Origin of the sequence: Sphingopyxis sp., from assembly GCF_036402335.1 — a bacterium.
Lineage (GTDB): Bacteria > Pseudomonadota > Alphaproteobacteria > Sphingomonadales > Sphingomonadaceae > Sphingopyxis.
This window is the reverse complement of record NZ_DASWTD010000629.1, coordinates 1-17,469: the sequence shown is the minus strand read 5'-3', so window position 1 is coordinate 17,469 and position 17,469 is coordinate 1. Positions and strand designations below refer to the sequence as shown.

The window sequence follows — 17,469 nt, the reverse complement described above, 5'->3', positions numbered from 1 at the left end:
ACACCCAATCCTGCCGAAGCGCCGGTCACGAGAATACGCTTGCCGCCGAGGTCGACGCCCGCGAGCACCTCGTCGGTCGTCGATGTCGCACCGAAATTGCTGGTCATAATCCTGTCCTTCTTGCTGTTGCGGGGCAGCCATTTGGGGGAGAGGTGCTGCCTGCCACCCGAAGATGGGCGACGCGGACGCGGCAGACGCGCCCGATCGGATCGATCGCTTGCCCGATCCTATCAATCACCCTTGCAAGGCGGCGCCAGGTTTCCGATCTTCGGGTCATGAAAGAACTTCTCGATCATATGAGCCGGCGCGTCCTGCGCCACGCCAACGGCATCCGCCTCGAAACGCCGTTGCCGCGGGTCGGGCTTGCCACCGCAGGCGGACCAAGCCCGCCGGTTCCGACCATTTACCAGCCAATGGTCTGCATCGTGCTGCAAGGCGCCAAGCAGGTACTGATCGGCGACCGCATATTGCGATACGACGCCGCGAGCAGCTTCGTGTCCTCGCTCGAACTGCCCGCAACGGGGTGCATCATCGAGGCTGCACCCGACGCGCCCTACGTCGTCGCCAGCCTCGCGCTCGATCGCAACCTGCTCGCCGAACTGCTGGCGGACCTGCCGCCCGCGACGCCCCTTCCAGCCAGCACCTCGATTGCCGGCTTCGGTGTCGCGTCGATGACCTCCGAACTTCTCGAGGCGTGGGACCGGCTGCTCGCGCTGCTCGACGCGCCCGCCGACATTCCGTTCCTGGCCGCTGCGCGCGAGCGCGAGGTGCTCTACCGCCTGCTTCAGGGCGGCCACGGGCCGATGCTGCGGCAGATCGTCCGCGAGGACAGCCGGCTGTCGCAGGTGCGGCGCGCGATTGCGTGGATTCGCCGCCATTACGACCGGCCGCTCCGCACCGGGGCACTCGCCGAAATCGCGGGGATGAGCGTGCCGACCTTTCACCGCCAGTTCAAGGCAGCGACCGCGATGAGCCCGCTCCAGTTCCAGAAGTCGCTGCGCCTGCAGGCGGCGCGGCGGTTGCTGACGACCAACGCCGACGCGGCGCGCGCCGCCTATGCCGTCGGCTATGAAAGCGCGTCGCAGTTCAGCCGCGAATATGCCCGCGCCTTCGGCGTCCCGCCCTCGCGCGACGCCGAACGCCTGCGCGGGGAGATCGCGGTCGCAATCTAGGGTCAGGTGCCTTCGGGCGCCTGCGGCAGCTTTTCACGTTCGAACGGGATCGTCGTGATCTTGGCGTCGAGCGCCTTCACGACATCGGCAGTCAGGTCGTTCGCGAAATTCCCGCCGAGCACCGCACCGCGATCGAACAGCAGTCCGCATTTGCGTTCGCCATAGACTTTTACGATCACCGGCTGCGCTTCGTCGGCGACGCGTGCGAGCGCCTTGGCGCGAGTCGCCTCGATCTCGCGGTTCCCCTGCGCGGCCTGACGCTGCAGTGCCTGCCAGCGCGTCGCGAGGGCATCGCGGCGCGGCTTGGTTTTGGCGTCGTCGCCCTGCGTCGCGAGCGCCTTGGCTTCGGTCTCGAGCGGCGTGCGCTGCTGGTCGACCTCGGCCTGCGCGGCGCGTGTCAGCTCCGCGATCCGCGCCGATACCGCCTTTCCGACAGCCGCATTGGCAAAAACCGCCTCGCGTGAGAGCAGGCACACGCCCGGAACAACCGGCCCCCCGAACGCCGGCGCGGCCTGCTGTGCAGCTACCGGCGCGGCGACCAGCGCGAGAGCGATGGCACTTGTCGATATGATCCGGATCATTTCAGGCATCCTCGGTTTCGGTGACGGCTTCCGCCGGCACGGCAGCGTTCTCGGCGCGCGCCAACAGGTCGGCGAAGCGGTCGAGCGACAGGAAATGGAAATGGATGAGCGCAAGCCATCCCTTGCGGTGCCATTCGAGCACCAGCGCGTCCGGCAGCGCGTCGAACTTCGCGCGGTCGACGATCCTGAAACCGCGGAGCATCAGGGCCTGCCCCGAATCGAGCCGCGCATCGGCATGCTGGTCGACGAGCAGCTCCTGCGCGAGCAGGGCCTCGACAAAGGCATCGGTCTGGATATGCGCGCCGTGAAAATCACGGCAGAAGGTCAGGATATTGTCGACCACCTCGGTCGGCTTCCCGTCCGAAAACAGCGCCGCGCCCTCGTCGCCGCCGGCGAAATGCGGCGCCGCCCGGTCGATCGCAAGGACAAAGCTGTCCTGCGACCGGTCGACGAAGACGAACGGATAGCGACGCGCATAAGCGGGTACGTAGCAACCCGTTGCCCATGTTTCGCCATCGACGAAGCCGTTGCGGCGGTCGAGCCCGAGGATCGCGACGGGAAAGCCATCCCCGGCCGCGAAAACGACCGGATAGTGCCGCATCGCGGCGCCGAATTCGATGACGGTCAGCGGGATCGCATTGGCGTCGCGGGCGAAGCCATAGCCGCCGCGGCTGAGCCGCAGGTCGGCGTGCTGCGCCGCCGTGAGCAATTCGGGCTGGCGATAGAAGAGCGGAAATCGCGTTTCGGTTTTCTCGGTCATGTCGAACCTGTCCGTCAGAAAGATGGGAATTGATAGCCGGGTGAAATGCAGTGGCCGGGAGGAACGCACCATCCCTCCCGGCCGGCCGCCGGTCAGTCGCGATCGACCGGGCAGCGGTTGGTTGCGGTTTCGACGCAGTCGTCTGTACCGAAGCTGACGACCGAGCCGGTCAGGATCGTCTGGCGGACGGTGCGCAGTTTTTCGACTTCGGCCGCCATGTCGAATGCCTTGTCGAGCGCATCGTCTTCCGCCGACTGGGCGAAGTTTTCGAGGTTGAGCGGCCCGACCGAGCCCTCCTCGGTCGTCAGGTCGACGTTCGTTTCGCCGCCCACGGTGATGTTGTCGAGCCCGCGGATCTCGACCGCCCCGACGAACAGGTCGCGCGATGCCCGGATGCCCGCATCGCCGGCGTTGACGATGCCGTTGAAGGCATAGAGATCGACGTCGCCGCCCTGCTTGCCGTCGACCTGGTCGAGCGTCGCGATACCCGCACCGTTGGGCAGGCCCGAAAGCTGGATGTTGGTCTGACCCCAGGCGTTGATCGGGAAGGCCACCGGCGGCACCGAAAGCGAGGTCTTGCGACCGCGCCCGGCGTCGATGTTGCCAAAGGACGACCAGATCAGGATATCGCCATCGTCGGCGGTCATCGTACGGCTCTGGTTGACGATATAGTCGCCATAGGTGACCACATTGACCCCGCCGCCGCGCTGGGTGACGATACCCGCGGTGCCCGGATTGGTGTTCGAGATCGCAAGGCTGGCGAGCTGGATCGAGCCGCCCGGCGCGAGCAGGTCGACGTTGCCGCCGCTTTCGCCGCGGATCTGGCTGACCATCATCTCGATATTGCCCGTCCAGCGATGCTCGCCTTCGGCCAGCGTCTCGCCCGGTTTGCGCTGCGCGCCGGGGAAGAGGCGGCCCACTGCATCATAGCCGCGCGTCGGATCGCCCTGGCGGACATAACGGCCATCGGTTTCGGGCGAGCGGCCCACCGCCTCGCGCCCGGCCGTTTTCAGCTCGGCGTTGAGGATGCGCACCGCCAGCGGTTTCTGGAGCACGGGATCGAGCGCCTTGAACGCCGCGAGCGCCTCTGCATATTCAGCGGGATCGATTTCGGCGACCAGCTTGCCGCGGGTGATCGGGCGGCTGCCGCTGACCTCGTCGGGCGCTTCGGTCGGGATCGGTTCCCGCCCCGCCATCTCGCGCATGTAATTGACGAGTTCGATCGCATAGACGGTGGTCCGCGTCTGGCCGTCGGCGAGCACGACATCGGTCGAGACCGTCAACCCCTCGCGGTCGCCCTCGACGAAATACTGGCGGAGCCATGAGGGCGCATCGGCGACATTCTCGGGATCGAGATAATAGTCGAAGAACGCCTGATACTCGGGTTCCTGATCGATGCCGGCGAGCACGCTGATGCTGCCGCCGCTGAGCGGCGCTGCGGTCGGTACGATGCTGTACGCCTCGCGCGCCCGGATGCCCCGCCCTTCGGTGCGGCCCATCCATATCTCGTCGCCTGCCTGCACCCACAGACGTCCGGGGCCATAGAGCACCGCGTCGGGCAGATAGATCGAACCGCCCGCCTCGATCACCGGCACGTCGCTGCCGTCGTGGGTGATGAAGGTGATATCGCCCATGCGGATGTCGCCGCCCGCCTTCAGCCGCGTCTCGTGTCCGAAGGTAAAGGTCCCGCCGTGCATGCCGTTGCCGCCGTTCGGATCGGTATCGTAGCTGCCCTCGTCCCAGCCGATCATGTCGCCCTGCGCCGCATAGATGCGGCTGTAGCTCGACGAACCGCTATGGACGTTGGGCCCGTCGATCCCGTAGCCCGGCCCGGCCTGGTTGAACATCCAGTGGCCGTTCAGCGGATCCTGCGTGATCGTCGACTGGAACATCGGGGTGTTGAAATTGCTGGTACCCGGATTGATCGCACGCGGCACCCACAGCGGATCGGCATAGCCGATGGTGAAGCCCGCGCCGTCGTAATTGCCCGCGAGGCGGAACTGGATATTCTGCTGCGCGAGGAGGTCGAGCCGCGTGTCGGGCCACATGTCGACGACGACGCGGGCGCCGGCGCTTTCCTCCATCCCGAAGTTGATCGAACCCGCCGTCGCGACGAACGCGGTCTGGCTAGGCAGGACATTCGCCCCGCCGTTGGCGCCCGACTGGGTGCGATAGTTGATGTCGCCACCAAGCGAAGTGACGCGCAGGCTGGTGTCGGCGGTGTAGCCGAGCCAGCTCGGCTGATTGCCGCTGCTGCCATAGCGCCCGCTGAGCCACAGCGGCAGCGAAGTCACGCCGAGCATCGACGACACGCCGCGCAGATTGACGTCGCCGCCCGCCTGCAGGCTGAGTTGCGCATCGTCGATGGCGAGTTGCAGATAGGCGGCGTTGTCGAGCCCGAGGCCGATCCCCGTCCGCTGATCGGTCGCGATCACGCTGCCCGCGACGTCGATCGTCGCGCGGCCCTTGCCGACCTGGACAAGGCCACCCTTCATATTCTGGCCGACATTCATGACCAGGTCGCCGCCGCCCGACAGATGCAGCGTCTTGGTCGGCATGTCGACCGTACCGCCCGAGACGCGCACCCATGTCGGCAGCGCGACGACCAGATTGTCGACATCGCCGCCGCTGGTGATGCTGACGTCGCCGCCGCCCAGCGCGCCGATACCCTGCGTAAACTGGTCGGCGAGCAGCGAAAGCGCCGTCTGGCCGGTCTGGTCGGCCTGATATTGCACATATTCCATGTTGAACAGCGCGTTCGGGTCCTTGCCGGGATAGGCAAAGCCGAACAATGCCGTCGTCGGCGTCGAGCCGCTCGCCACCATCCAGCGATAATTTTCGAGGATCGTCCCCGCGCCGGTGATCGCACCGCCGACATTCACATTCACGTCGCCCCCCCTGGTCATGTACGACCGGTGCGCGATGATGCCGGGTGCGTTGTTGCTCGAGAAACCGACATGTGTCTTGTCGGTGAAATTCGCGATCGGACCATCCTCGACGCCGACGGTATAGATGGCGCCGTTCACCATCTCGACCGGCCGCACGTCGCCGAAGCCGAACGTGCTGTTATCCGGGATATAGCGCCCGTCGGCGAGAACGAGCGCGACATCGCCGGTGCCGCCGACCACGACCCGCACCTCGAGGTCGCCGAGACCGGCGATCGAGGCGGGCACGCGCATCTGGACCGGCGCGCTCGGGTCGTTCGACCGGTTCGACGCGATTTCCCAGACGAGGTCGCCGCCAAGATAGGTCTTCCCGGCGATGACCACTTCACCGGGGAAGCTGGTATCGGCCGTGAGCGTCACGTCGGCGGTCAGCACGGTATCCGCCACGAGCACGCTGCCGTCGGGCATTTCGGTCCCCGCGGGCAGTTTCGTGCCCTTGCGCAGCACCGTACCCGCCGGAAGTTCGGGGTAGATGGTCCGCCCGGCGCCGTCGAGCGACGCGTAGCTGGTGGGTTTCAGGATCGTGCCGTCGGCGACCGGCGTTCCCTTCGGAACCGTGATCCGGGTCGCCGGATCGCTTTCGTTCCAGCTGCCCTGATAGTTGATCAGCGAAGCCTTTTCGTAGGTCAGATCGCCGCTGGCGGCGACATTGACGTCGCCGGTGCCGGTGCGCACCAGCCCGCCGACCTCAATCGCGCCGCCGCTGCCGGTTTGCGTCGACAGCACATTCGTCTGTGCGAAATCGGCGCCTGCGACAAGGTTGTAGCTCCAGCTGTCGTCATTGGTGAAATCGGACGCGGGGGTATCCGGAAGCGGGACCGAACCCGGGGTCCAGCCATAGGGCAGGTCCTCGGGCGAAATCGTGTCAGGGGTCGCGTGCCCGTCGACGAAGCCGTCGGAAAGGTTGGCGTTGATCGTCAGGTCGCCCCCGGCGCGCAGCGTCAGCACGCCGCCCTTGCCATCAAAGCGCGCATTCTTGAAGTTCCAGTTGTGGACAAGGTCCATGTCGCCTTCGGAGCGCAGTTCGATCCCGGGCACGAGCTGGAATGCGGCATTGCCCGTCTGGCCCAGCCGCGCGCGGATGTCGGTGCCATTGGCGTCCATGAACGCCGTCGCATCGGCGATCACCTGCTGCTGCAACGCGGTGTCGATTTCGGCCAGATGACCGTTCGACGCGTCGCCGTCGGCATCGTCCAGATCGTACACGCGGAAGGCTTCAAGCTGTGTGTCGCCGCCCGAAACATCGGCGCCCCAGCGCGCGACCGCGACGTCGTCGCCGGTCTGCGCCGCGCGCAGCCGGACGGTGCCGCCCTGCCCCTTGCCCTTGCCCGAGACGTCGAGCGACGCGTTGCCGACGTCGATATTGCCGCCGACCGCGACCTGCAGGTCGACCGAGCCGCCACGTTGATCCGCGCCCCTCGCGCTCACGTCGAAGCGCGCGCCGTCGGCGACGATCAGGTCGCCGCCCGAGGCGAGGAGGATCGTCCCCCCCTTTGCGCTGTCGCTGCCAAGGATCGCGTCGCTCGCCACCGAAATATCGCCGTTGCCGGTGACGATGCGCAGCGCATCGACGCGTGTCGTGCCGTTCAGCAGCACGTCGCCATCGAGGATGGCGAAGTCGCGGCGCCGCGAGAAGCCCCAGTCGTTGAGCTTGGCGTTGAGGCCGCCGAAATCGTCGAGCGTCGACGTCGTCAGCGCGAAGCTGCCGGTGCGATAACCGCCCGCGACATCGGCCTTCAGCACGCCATCCAGCACGACGACACCGCGCCCCGCCGACAGTGCAACCGCGCCCGCGTCACCGCCCGCCGAACCGCCCGACACATTGAGGAGCGAGCCTTCCTCGACCAGCGTATCGCCGTTGACCGAGGTGAGTTGGATGCTGCCGCCGGGCAGGAAGCCCTGGACCTCGAAGAAGGATACGTCGGCGCCGCCGACGTCGATCTTCGTGCCCGAGGCCAGCCGGACGTCACCCTCGCTCGCGGTCGCGCGCACCGTACCCGACCCCGCGCGGATCGCGGCATCGATCAGGACATCGGTCCCGCGGAAATCGAGCAAGGCACCCGCCGATGCGAAGGCGGGGAGCGCCGCCGTGCTGCCGTTGCCGCGCAGTTGGGTCGCGCCCGCCGCGGTCACGACATGACCCGCGCCGCTCTCGCCGGTAATCTCGGCGGCGCGGATCGTGAGCGCGCCGTCGAATCTGCTTTCGCCGAGGCCGGCGAAGATCACCCGCTGTTCGGCATCCATCGTCGTCGTGTCGAAGGCAAAATCGACCTTTCCTTCGCCCATCACGATATTCTTCGCGCCGAGTGCCAACGCGCCGCCGTTGCCGGTGGCGTCGGTCGCCGCGGCATCGCTGTTACGAAGTTCGAGCGTGCCGGCGGTGATGTTCACACTGCCCGGCGTTTCGCCGCGCGCGATGAGGGCCGCACCGTCGAGCGCGACCGTACCGGTCAGGTCGAGCGCCACATCGCCATAGAAATCGATGGTCGAATAGCTCTTGAGCGTCAGCTTGTCGGCCGTCGTCAGCGCGGCCAGCGTCGCCCCCGAGAAGACAAGGCCATCGGTGCCCTGCGGCACCGCACCGAGACTGACGAGACCCGCCGCCGCGGTGATCGCGTCGGCCTTGATCACCGCGCCATTGCCGACGATCGTGTTCTCGGTCGAGTCGAGCAGCACCGAGTCCGCCGCTTCGAGCGTGGCGCCCGCCTCGACGATCATGTCGCCGGCAACGCTCTGCACATTCTCGCGCGAGACGGTGATGTCGCCGAGATTCGAGACGCGCAGGAAGGCGCCGCCGCGATCTTCGGCAGCCGCTTCCAGCTGGCCCTGCTGGTTGAAGTAGGCGGGCATACTCGGCGCGATCGCGATATTCGTTGCGTCCGCGCCGTCGCCCTGGGCGCGGATCACCGACCCGCCTTCAACGCGCACGCTCTGGTTCGCGGCGAACAGCAGTTCGGTGCCGGTCAGCGGGTTGGCTCCGTCGGTGCGGACCACGACATTTTCGGCGCCGACGCTCTTTTCGGGCGAGCGGACCTCGTCGGCCGAATCGCGCGTATATTGGCCGGTGACGACTTCGAGGCCGCCCTGTCCCTGACGGCGGACGCCGCCGATCAGCAGGCTTTCGGCGATGTTCGAAATCTTGTTCGGGTCGAGTACCAGATAACCGGCGAGGTCGCTGACGTCGGTGCCCGGCGCGGCGATCACGATATTGTCCGAGGTGATATCGACGATGCCGCCACGCGCGCCGGTCACGCCGCTCGCGCCGCCGGCGACGATCGTGCCGTCGAGCTTGAGCGCGCTGTTCGCGGCGAGTGTCAGGAAGCCGCCGTCGACCGGCAGGCGCGGGTCGGCGTTGTAGGGATTGCCCGAACGCAGCAGCCCTTCGAGGAAGCGTTCGCTCGAGAAGAAGCTGTTGCCATAGGTTTCGAAGAATTCGGAGCGTTTGCGCACGTCGCTGCCGCTCGTCAGGCGCCAGGTCGACAGCGTCTGGTCGGTGATGCCGGTGCCCGACAGGCCGCGGCGCCCAAGCACGAGGAAACTGTCGTCGGATGCCCGGCGCGCCTCCATCGTCATCGGCGTATCACCGGCGAGCGAGAGCAGGTAGCCACCCGGGGTCAGCGCATATTCGGCCGGAAGCAGCGTGTACCAGCCCGCCGGATTGCCGTCGAAGGCTGCAAGCCACACCGACGACCCAAGCGGCAGATAACCCGCTGCCGTGCCGCTGTTGACCGTATCGCTCGACGTGCCCGGATTATAGAGCGGATCGATCGGCGCGATGATGCCGTTCCCATAGGCCGGGACGATCGCATAATTGCCCGGCGCATCGAGAATGTTCGTCTGGCCCATCGGGCCCGCGACGAACTCCAGCCCGAGCACGTCGCCGCTGCCCGACACGTCGATCGTCGCGCCTTCCTGCACGTCGACGATATCGCCGCTCAGCGAAACGCGCTTTTCGGGCGGGGTCGACAATTCGGTCGATCCGGTGGTGCCCGCCGACGTCGGCGCATACCAGCTCTGGCCGTCGTAAGTGTAGCCGTAAAGGATCGTCCGGCCATCGGCCGCCGTCGACGTGATGCTGCCCGGAAGCAGGGCTACGCTGCCCGGAACGAAGGTTTCGGCTCCGCTGTCGTCGGTTACATTATAGCCCGTTGCGGTCAGGCGGATTTCGCCGAACGGCGCGCGCAGCGTGCCCGCCTGCTCGATCCTTGGCGCTTCGAGGATGAGCGTGCCGCCCGCCGACAGCGGCGCGGCGCGGCGGCCGGTCTGTTCGACGCGAATGCTCCGGTCGGAATCGAAGCGCAGGACGCCATCGGTGGTCGGATAGATTTGCGCCGCGCGCAGCACGAGATCGCCCGTCGTGCGGACTCCGGGGGTGACGTCGCCATCTTCGGGGACCGGCTGCCCGGCCGCCACGGCAAAGCCGCCACGCATGTCACCCTCGGCCGCGATGACGACCTTCTCGAACCCGCCAACCTCGAACTTGCCGGCGATCTCGACTGTCTCGCCCGAAACGGTCAGCGTCCCGCTCGCCGGCTCCTTCAGCGCGAAGCCGATGCCGCCACCGCCGGTCAGATAGACGTTGCGGCTGCTAAACGACATGTCCTGCGTACCGTTGAACCCGCCCGCGACGGTGAGCACGCGCTGGCTCGAAATATCGATCGCCTGATCCGATTCCAGCTTGCCGGCGATCGACAGCGTATCGAAACGCTTCATGTCGCGCAGGATGTTCGCGCCCACCGTCGTACGCGAGCCGCGGCCGAGGCCCGCCGGGTTCTGGACACCGCCGAGCGCGGTGAGCACGAAAGTCATCGAGCGGTCGAAAGCCGCCATGTCCGCCGGCTCATAGCCTTCCGGAAAGGCATAACGGCTCGGCGGCGGCACGTTCGGCACCGCCGTCATGTCGGCATCGAGTACAAGCGCACCATCGGCGTCCGACGGATTATATTTGACGAGCGGGCCCAGCACCGTGCGCATAAAATCGGTGAACTGGGCGATGCTCGTGATCTGGATATCCTCGATATCACCGGCGCCGAAGCCGAGCTGCGGTTCGAGCCAGCTGTAATTGTCCGCGAAGAACTGGCGCAGGCTGACGGGCGCTTCGGGCGTCGGTTCGGGGAAGAAGGCATATTGGAAATTGTCGAGGATCGATTGCAGGCCGGTATCACCCGTCGACCAGTCGGTATATTCGGGGAGCAGCAGCTTGCCGTCGAGCCCGCCGGCGATCGCGAGTTTGCCGCCATAATTATACTGGCTGCCCGCTTCGCCACGCAGATTGCCGAGCAGGTAGCCGCTATCGGCATCGAGATCGATCGAACCCGCATCGCTGCCGATCACCTGATTGACCTTGACCACCGCATAGCGGCCGGGCTGGAGGACCGACAGCAAGCCGCTGGTCCCCGACACGTCGATCGTCGCGCCCGCGTCCATGACGACATTGGCGCCCTGCACCGCAACCGCGCCGCCGTCGACGATCCGCCCGTCGTACCAGAAACCGCGACCATCGGCGCCGCCCGGCACCTTCACCGTCTGCGCGATACCCGTCGCATCGAGCAGCGCGCTGTTGCCGAGGTGGATCGTTGACGCGGACGTCCCGCCGACGTTGATCGAGCCGCCATGCGCGCGCAACGTACCGTCGATCCGGATCTGCGATGCATCGAGCAGGATACTGCCGAGCGGGTCGACCTCGACCAGCGCGCCGGCCTCGATCGTGATCGCGTCGCCGAGCAACTGGAGCGAGCCGCCCTGACGCAAATGCGGCGGCAGGAGCGCAAGGTCGGTCACGTCGCGCAGGTCGGTACCGCTCGCGACGTCAAAGGCGCGGCCGCGGAAGCGCATGTTGCGCGTCTGGAACAACAGGTTGGCGCCCGAAGCGATAGTCAGCGTGTCGGCGCCGAGCGCCAGACTGCCGACCCCCATGTCGCGGAACAGCGTCTCGTCGATATATTCGGCCTCACCCGCGGAGCCGCCGGCGGGTCCGACGACGACATCGCCCGAGGCGATCAGCGCCAGCATGCCGCCACCGCCAAGGCCGCCAAGGCTGATGTCGGCGAAATCGAGAATCGCGCCGACGGTCTGGCCGCCGCCGCCCAGTTCGACCTTGCCGCCCTTGCCTTCGAACAGGCGGAAATCGCCTTCGTTGAAACGGGTGGACGCACCCTGCCCCTGGCTGTTCTGTCCGGGCTTGACGCGCTGGTACCAGCCGCCGCCGCCGGCATCGAGCGTGATGTCGCCGGTCAGCGTCGAGCCGAGCAGGCTGATCGTCCCGCCATCGACATAGCCGCGGATGGCATTGGCGGGCGCATCGACGTCATTGATCCACGGCGCCGCGACCGACAGCAGGACGTCGCTGCCGATCGTCATGCCGTTGGCGGCCCCGAGCGAAATATTGCCCGATGGCGCGATGATCGAGACATTGTTGCCGACGCGGCCAACGCCATTTTCGCTGCCGGTCGAAAAACCGCCGCCCGGCGCGAGGCGGATCGAGACGCCGGGATTGATCGTCTGGTTCTGGTGACCGCTGCCATAGCCCAGCACGACGTCGCCCATGCCCGAGAAGAAATCATCCTCGATATAGGATACCCAGCGCGGCTGGCCGTTTTCATAGGTGCCCTTGGAGGTCCAGAGCGGATCGCCTTCGGTATAGCTCTGGTCGCCATAGCTGGTGCCGACCGCGAACGGATCGAGCAGCATCGGATCGCTCTCGACAAACGGGCCATTGGTTTCGGTTTCGGTCCATAGTGTGCCGGTGAACGCCTTTTCGTCGGCAACGATGAAGCTGTACGTCGACGACCAGGGCCCATATTCGGGTCCGCCGCGGTGGAGCGTCGCCGAGCCGGCCTTGGGCATGCCGATTTCGCCGACGAGGCTCGCACCGACCGCACCGGCGGGAACGCGCGGCGCGCGAAGCTGGCCGAGCGCTCCCATCACCTGGCGATCGCCGACGACGACGTCGCCCGTGAGCTTGCCGAACAGGCGCGAGCTGCCCGAGAGCAATTCGACCGAGCCCGCGTCGGAGCCCTCGACATAGCCTTTCTCAAGCCGCGTCGCCTTGCTGATCCCGACATAGCGCAGGTTCGGATCGGCATCTGAGATATTGTGGAAGCGCCCGAAGCTGTCCTGCAGGCGCGTGACGGTCACCTCGGCGTCGGTATATTTGGTGCTGCCGCCGGACACGTCGATCGTCGCTCCGTCCTCCACGATGGCGAATTCGGACGCGCGGATACGCACGTTGCCGCCTTCGGTCGACATCTGTTCGGCGGTGCGCTGTTCGCCCGCGAGCGCCCCGGTCCAGTCGACGATCGCCGCGCCGTCGCGGCGGTCGACATAGACGGTCTCGCCGACGAGGATGCCGTCACGCTGCTTCGGCGAGGCCGACACTTCGTTCGAGCGCACCTCGACCGCGAAGATATTGTCGGCGACGCTGCGCTCGACATCGCGAAGGCCCGACACGTCGATCCGCGCGCCTGACTTCATGACGAAGCTGCCCTTGTCGCCGCGGGTTTCCTGGACCGAACCATCGGTGGCGGCCGGGCTGCTGCCGCCGCGTTCGCCGACGCCGCTCGGGCTGGCGTGGATCACGACCTCGCCGCTACGCGAAATGACGCTCGAATTTTTCTCGAGGACAATTTCATTGCCCGCGATCAGGACGCGCCCCTTGGCGAAACTGTCGGCGGCGAGGCCCGTGATGTCGGACGTGTCGGGCGTGATGCTGGTGACGCTACCCTCGCCCAGCGTGACCTTGCCGGCGAAATAATTTCCGCCGACCGAATAGTCGCTGACGTTGAAGCCATGGCTCGCCTGCAGCACGATCGTGCCGTTGCGCTGGCGCACGCCATTGGTGACGCGGATCGCGCCCATCTGGTCGACATTGGCACCGACCATCGTCACCGCGCCGCGATCGACGAGAATCTCGCCGCTGTTGGCGGCGGTCATCCCCACCGCATTGGCGCGTTCGAGATAGGCGGCATCCCAAGCCGCCTGGGTTTCGGGCCGGCAACATGGCATGCCGGGGAAGCTGCCGTAGGAATCGATGATCGGCGTTGCCCGCACATTGACCGCAAGACCGCCGCGTGCCGAGTTGGTGAAGCCCTGACCGGCGCTGAGCTTGATTTCCTCGCCGGCGGCCATCAGCACCTGTCCGTCGTGCGCGGTCAGCTTGCCGGCGTTCGAGACGTTGGGGCCGAACAGCATGATCTTGCCGGGGCTGGCGCTGTCCGACGAACTGGAGGTCAGCGTCGCGCCGCGTTCGACCGTGATACGCGAATTGGCGAGATAATTGGCGTAGTTCTGCTGCGTCGTGGCAAGCCGCGCGCTGTACTGATCGACGAACTGCGCCTTGATCTGCGCGGCCACTTCGTTGCGCAGCGCCTGCGGGATCGATTGCGATCCCGCCGGAATCCCCTGCCAGCTTACGCCGGTCCAGAACTGGCTGATATTGGTGAAGTTCGAATAATCGTAATCGCCCATTTTCGACACGTCGATGTTGGCGATGATGCTTTCGAGCACCGCGCCGAGCCCAACGTTCGCGAATTCGGGATTGATGAAATAGCGCGTGCCGCCCGCCGACGCGTCGTAATAGCTCAGCGTATCGAGCCCGTAGCCCGAATTATACTGGTCGACGCCTTCCATGCCGTTTTCGCGCAGGATCGCGATACGGATCGCGGCGCGCGCCAGGAAATCGATGACGCTCGTGCGCTCGCCCGCGACCGGCGCCGGCGCTTCGCCGAGCAGGCTGTTCGGATCGAGCCCGACCGGCGGGCGCGGCACCATGCCGATATTCTGCGCGGGAAAGAGCGGATTGGCGGCCTGACCGCGGATGACCCCGTTGCCCGAAAGCAGCCCGTTATAGAGCTGATTCTCGGTGATCGGCAGCGCGGTCGCAAGGATGCTGTGCGCGTTGATCTGCGCGCCGTCCTTGAAGATGATGCCATTGGTATTCTGCAACCACACCTGGCCCTTGGCGGTAATCTTGCCCGCGATCTCGCTCGGCTTGCTGTCGAAGATGCGGTTGAGCGCGATCCAGTCGGTGCCCTGCTGCTGGAAACGCACCTCCTCATTCTTGCCGACGTCGAAGCGCGACCAGTCGAGCAGTGCGCGCTTCTGCTCCTGCTCGATCGTCATCACCAGACCGCTATTCCCCTGCGCCACGGTCGGCAGCTTGGCGCCCGTCCAGCGCCCGCCCTGCAGGATCTGCGTTCCCGGCAGGGTGCCGGCTTCCTGCGCGATGGCCGGCTGCGACGCCATGACCAGCAGCGAGGAGATACTGACCGATGCCGCCAGCGCGGCGCGGCTCAAACGGGTGATGCGCTTGCGGGCGGGGGCGATGAAGGCATTGGGGGTCAGCATGACGATTCCTCGGGATCGAATGGGAAAGGGGTACGCGCGGCGGGTGTGCGGATCAGGGGTTGGTCGGCGCCGGTTCGGCGGCCGGCACCGCGTCGCGCTCGGGGTAGAAGCCGAGCGCCGCGACCTGGTCGCTTAACTCCTGCAGCTTGTTCTCCAGCCGGACGCGGTAGAGGCCGGTCAGCGGCTCGCCCGCCGCCATCTTCTTGCCGAGGCCCATTTTTTCGTAATCGGCGATGATCGCATCGCCGAGTTCGCGCAGTTCGCGGTTCTTGTCGGCGGCAATGACGATCGCTTTCCGGCTGGCTTCGATCTGGCCGGTGGCGCTGCGCGCGGCGGCGACCTCGGCCTCCATCGCGCGCATCTTTTCCGACATATCGCGAAGCTGGTCGTTACGCTGCTTCAGCGTCGCGATCAGCTGCTGCGCCTGTTCGGCGACGATGCAGCCGCCCGGGGCAGTATTTTCCTGCGCGTGTGCGGCAGGAGCGAAAGCCAGCGCGACGAGCGACAGGCCGATGATCTGCTTTTTCATCACGATATCCCTCAAAACTTCGCGTTCAGGTCGAGCATGAAAACGTCGGTATCGATCGGCGGTGCGGCGGTGCCGGTCGCGGGATCGACGAGGTCGATGGTGCGTGCCGAAAGCCACGAGCCGGTCAGCCAGAAATTCTTGGCGAGGCCCCAGCTGCCGCGAACGACAAAGCCCTTCTGGTCGGTGCCGCCGAGGCCGAAATCGGAGTCGGTGAACAGGTCGAGCGTCGAATCGGCTTCGAGGCGGCGGTAACCCGCGCTGAGGCTCCATGCGTTCGCTTCGGCGATCTCGCGGTGGCCGATCGACAGCTGCGCGTTCCACGCCATGTCGCCGCTCGACGCGGGCACCAGCCGGTCGTCGAGTTCGTCGCGGTCGAAGGCGAAGTTTTTCAGCACCTCGAAATCGAGCGCGCCGACGAGCGTCGGGTTGATGTCGAATTCGGCGCGCGCGGTCGCCGCGCCGACGCGGAATTTCGATGCAAGGCCGAATTTGACCGTGTTCACGACGCCGCCGTCCTGGCGCAGGTTGAACACCGAGTTGCCGAACTGGACACGGTCGGGCGCGGTGAAGTCGTTATCGCGCAGGCCCTGCGTATTATACTGGCCCTGGACGTTCGCGAATTCGTAGAGCGCTGCCGCCGCCTTGAAGCGGAGCCCGTCGACCGGTGCGGTCTTCACCCCGATCTGGCCCGCGAACAGGAATTTGTCGTCGCCGGTGAAATCCCATTCCTCGAGCGGGAAGGCGCCGCCGGTCAGGAAGACCGAAGGTGCACCCTCGTCGCCGCCAAGGCGCGCTTCGAGCGTCGCCGCCGCGCCTTCGAACTGCAGGTCGCGGTCGAACATCAACTCGGTCGAGAAGAAGGGATTGTCGAACTTGCCGAGGATGAGGTTGCTGCCGGCGAAGCGGCCGTCCTTGGCGAACGGACGCACGCGGATATACGCGCGGTCGAGCCCGACCATGAACTTGTCGAAATTGCCGGTCAGCGATTCATTCGTCGAAACCGGGTCGCTGGGGTTGCCGGTGACGAAGCGCAGGCCGGCCTCGACCTTATCAGACACCTTGGCATCGACGCCGAAACGGGCGCGGACGCGCGCACGCTGGCGATCCTTCGTCGTCGCGCGCAGCGGCAACAGGTCGTCGACGAAATAACCGCCGTCGGCGTTGATCGCGTTGATGTCGTATATCAGCGGCGTGTTGCTCTGACCGAAGGCGACATGTTCGCCGCGCACGCGCATATCGCCCGAAAAGCGGAAGCGGCTCAGCCACTCGGGAAGTGCGTCGGGCTGGGCCCAGCCTTCCTGCCGGGCGGTCGCGACGACCTCCTTCTTCACTTCGTCGCGGATCTGGTTGCGGACGGCTTCGGGCACATAGGGAACGCGCACGACGCCGCTGTTTGCTTCGGCGCGCTTGCGCGCTTCCGACAGTACCGAATTGGCGTCTTCGCGTGACAGCACGCCCTTCTCCACGAGGACGTCGAGGATATCGATCGTCGAAGGATCCGTCGGGCGATCCTGTGCGGCGGCGCCCTGCGGGATCGCAGCCAGTGCAGCGAGCGCAGCGGTCGCGGCCAGAAGGGTCGGTTTAAGCTTGAAGCTACGCATCGTTGATTTTCCCTGTTCCTTGGTCATGGGTTTCACGCCTGGTTGAGTTGGAGAGTGATCTGGTTGGGGACCCCCGCGGGCGGCGGCGTGTCGATCCGGTTGAGGCCGCGCAGCGTCTGGAGCAGCTCGGCCTCGAGATCGGCCGGACGGACGCCCGAGAGCCCCAGGATTTCGAGCTGTCCCGACCCCGACACCCGAACGCGGACGCGAAACTGGAAGCTTGCCTGCGCGAGGTTCGGCCGCTTGCGCAGTTGCCGCATCAGCGCGCGCTGGACGAGTTCGGCATAAGCGCGCGACGCACCGCTGCCGCCCTTTCCGGTGCCGCCGATCATCGGGCCGCTGCCGGTCCCGCCCTGCCCGCGCGGTCCGCCGGAAAAGGCGCCGCTGTCGCTGGTCGGATCCTGCAGCAGGCTCGACAGGTCGCCCGCCGGCGGGTTGGTGTTCGCCGGCTGCGGCGGGGAAAGCGGGTCGGGCTGGACCGCCTGCGCGGTTTCGGCGACCTTCTCGACCTCCTCGGGCGGCTGTTCGGTAAGCTC

Annotated in this window: 6 protein-coding genes and 1 pseudogene; 1 reads left to right on the top strand and 6 read right to left on the bottom strand. The window is 66.4% G+C overall.

Annotation, left to right across the window (positions count from 1 at the left end):
• Window positions 1-275: 275 nt before the first annotated feature.
• Window positions 276-1,172 (top strand): AraC family transcriptional regulator, encoded by an 897-nt coding sequence (locus tag VGD20_RS20230; RefSeq protein WP_331136171.1) that lies wholly within the window; start codon window positions 276-278, stop codon window positions 1,170-1,172.
• A gap of 2 nt (window positions 1,173-1,174) precedes the next feature.
• Here VGD20_RS20230 and VGD20_RS20225 read toward each other — a convergent pair whose 3' ends face one another.
• The 6 genes and pseudogenes from VGD20_RS20225 to VGD20_RS20200 all read right to left on the bottom strand — a co-directional run.
• On the bottom strand, window positions 1,175-1,753 hold the full coding sequence (locus VGD20_RS20225; protein WP_331136170.1) for an OmpH family outer membrane protein: 579 nt from the start codon (window positions 1,751-1,753) through the stop codon (window positions 1,175-1,177).
• A gap of 1 nt (window position 1,754) precedes the next feature.
• The gene (locus VGD20_RS20220) at window positions 1,755-2,513 is read right to left on the bottom strand and encodes a SapC family protein (protein WP_331136169.1); all 759 of its coding nucleotides are present in this window, start codon (window positions 2,511-2,513) and stop codon (window positions 1,755-1,757) included.
• A 92-nt stretch (window positions 2,514-2,605) separates the two neighbouring features.
• Window positions 2,606-14,803 carry a filamentous haemagglutinin family protein gene (locus tag VGD20_RS20215; protein WP_331136168.1) on the bottom strand — a complete coding sequence of 4,066 codons (12,198 nt, stop codon included), beginning with the start codon at window positions 14,801-14,803 and terminating at the stop codon, window positions 2,606-2,608.
• 52 nt (window positions 14,804-14,855) lie between these two features.
• Window positions 14,856-15,332: a hypothetical protein gene (locus VGD20_RS20210; protein ID WP_331136167.1), complete on the bottom strand. Its 477-nt coding sequence runs from the start codon at window positions 15,330-15,332 to the stop codon at window positions 14,856-14,858.
• Between the two features lie 11 nt (window positions 15,333-15,343).
• Entirely contained in the window at window positions 15,344-16,933 is a 1,590-nt protein-coding gene (locus tag VGD20_RS20205; RefSeq protein ID WP_331136166.1) for a putative porin, read from the bottom strand.
• A gap of 32 nt (window positions 16,934-16,965) precedes the next feature.
• Window positions 16,966-17,469, bottom strand: a pseudogene (locus tag VGD20_RS20200) (hypothetical protein); the annotation flags it as partial.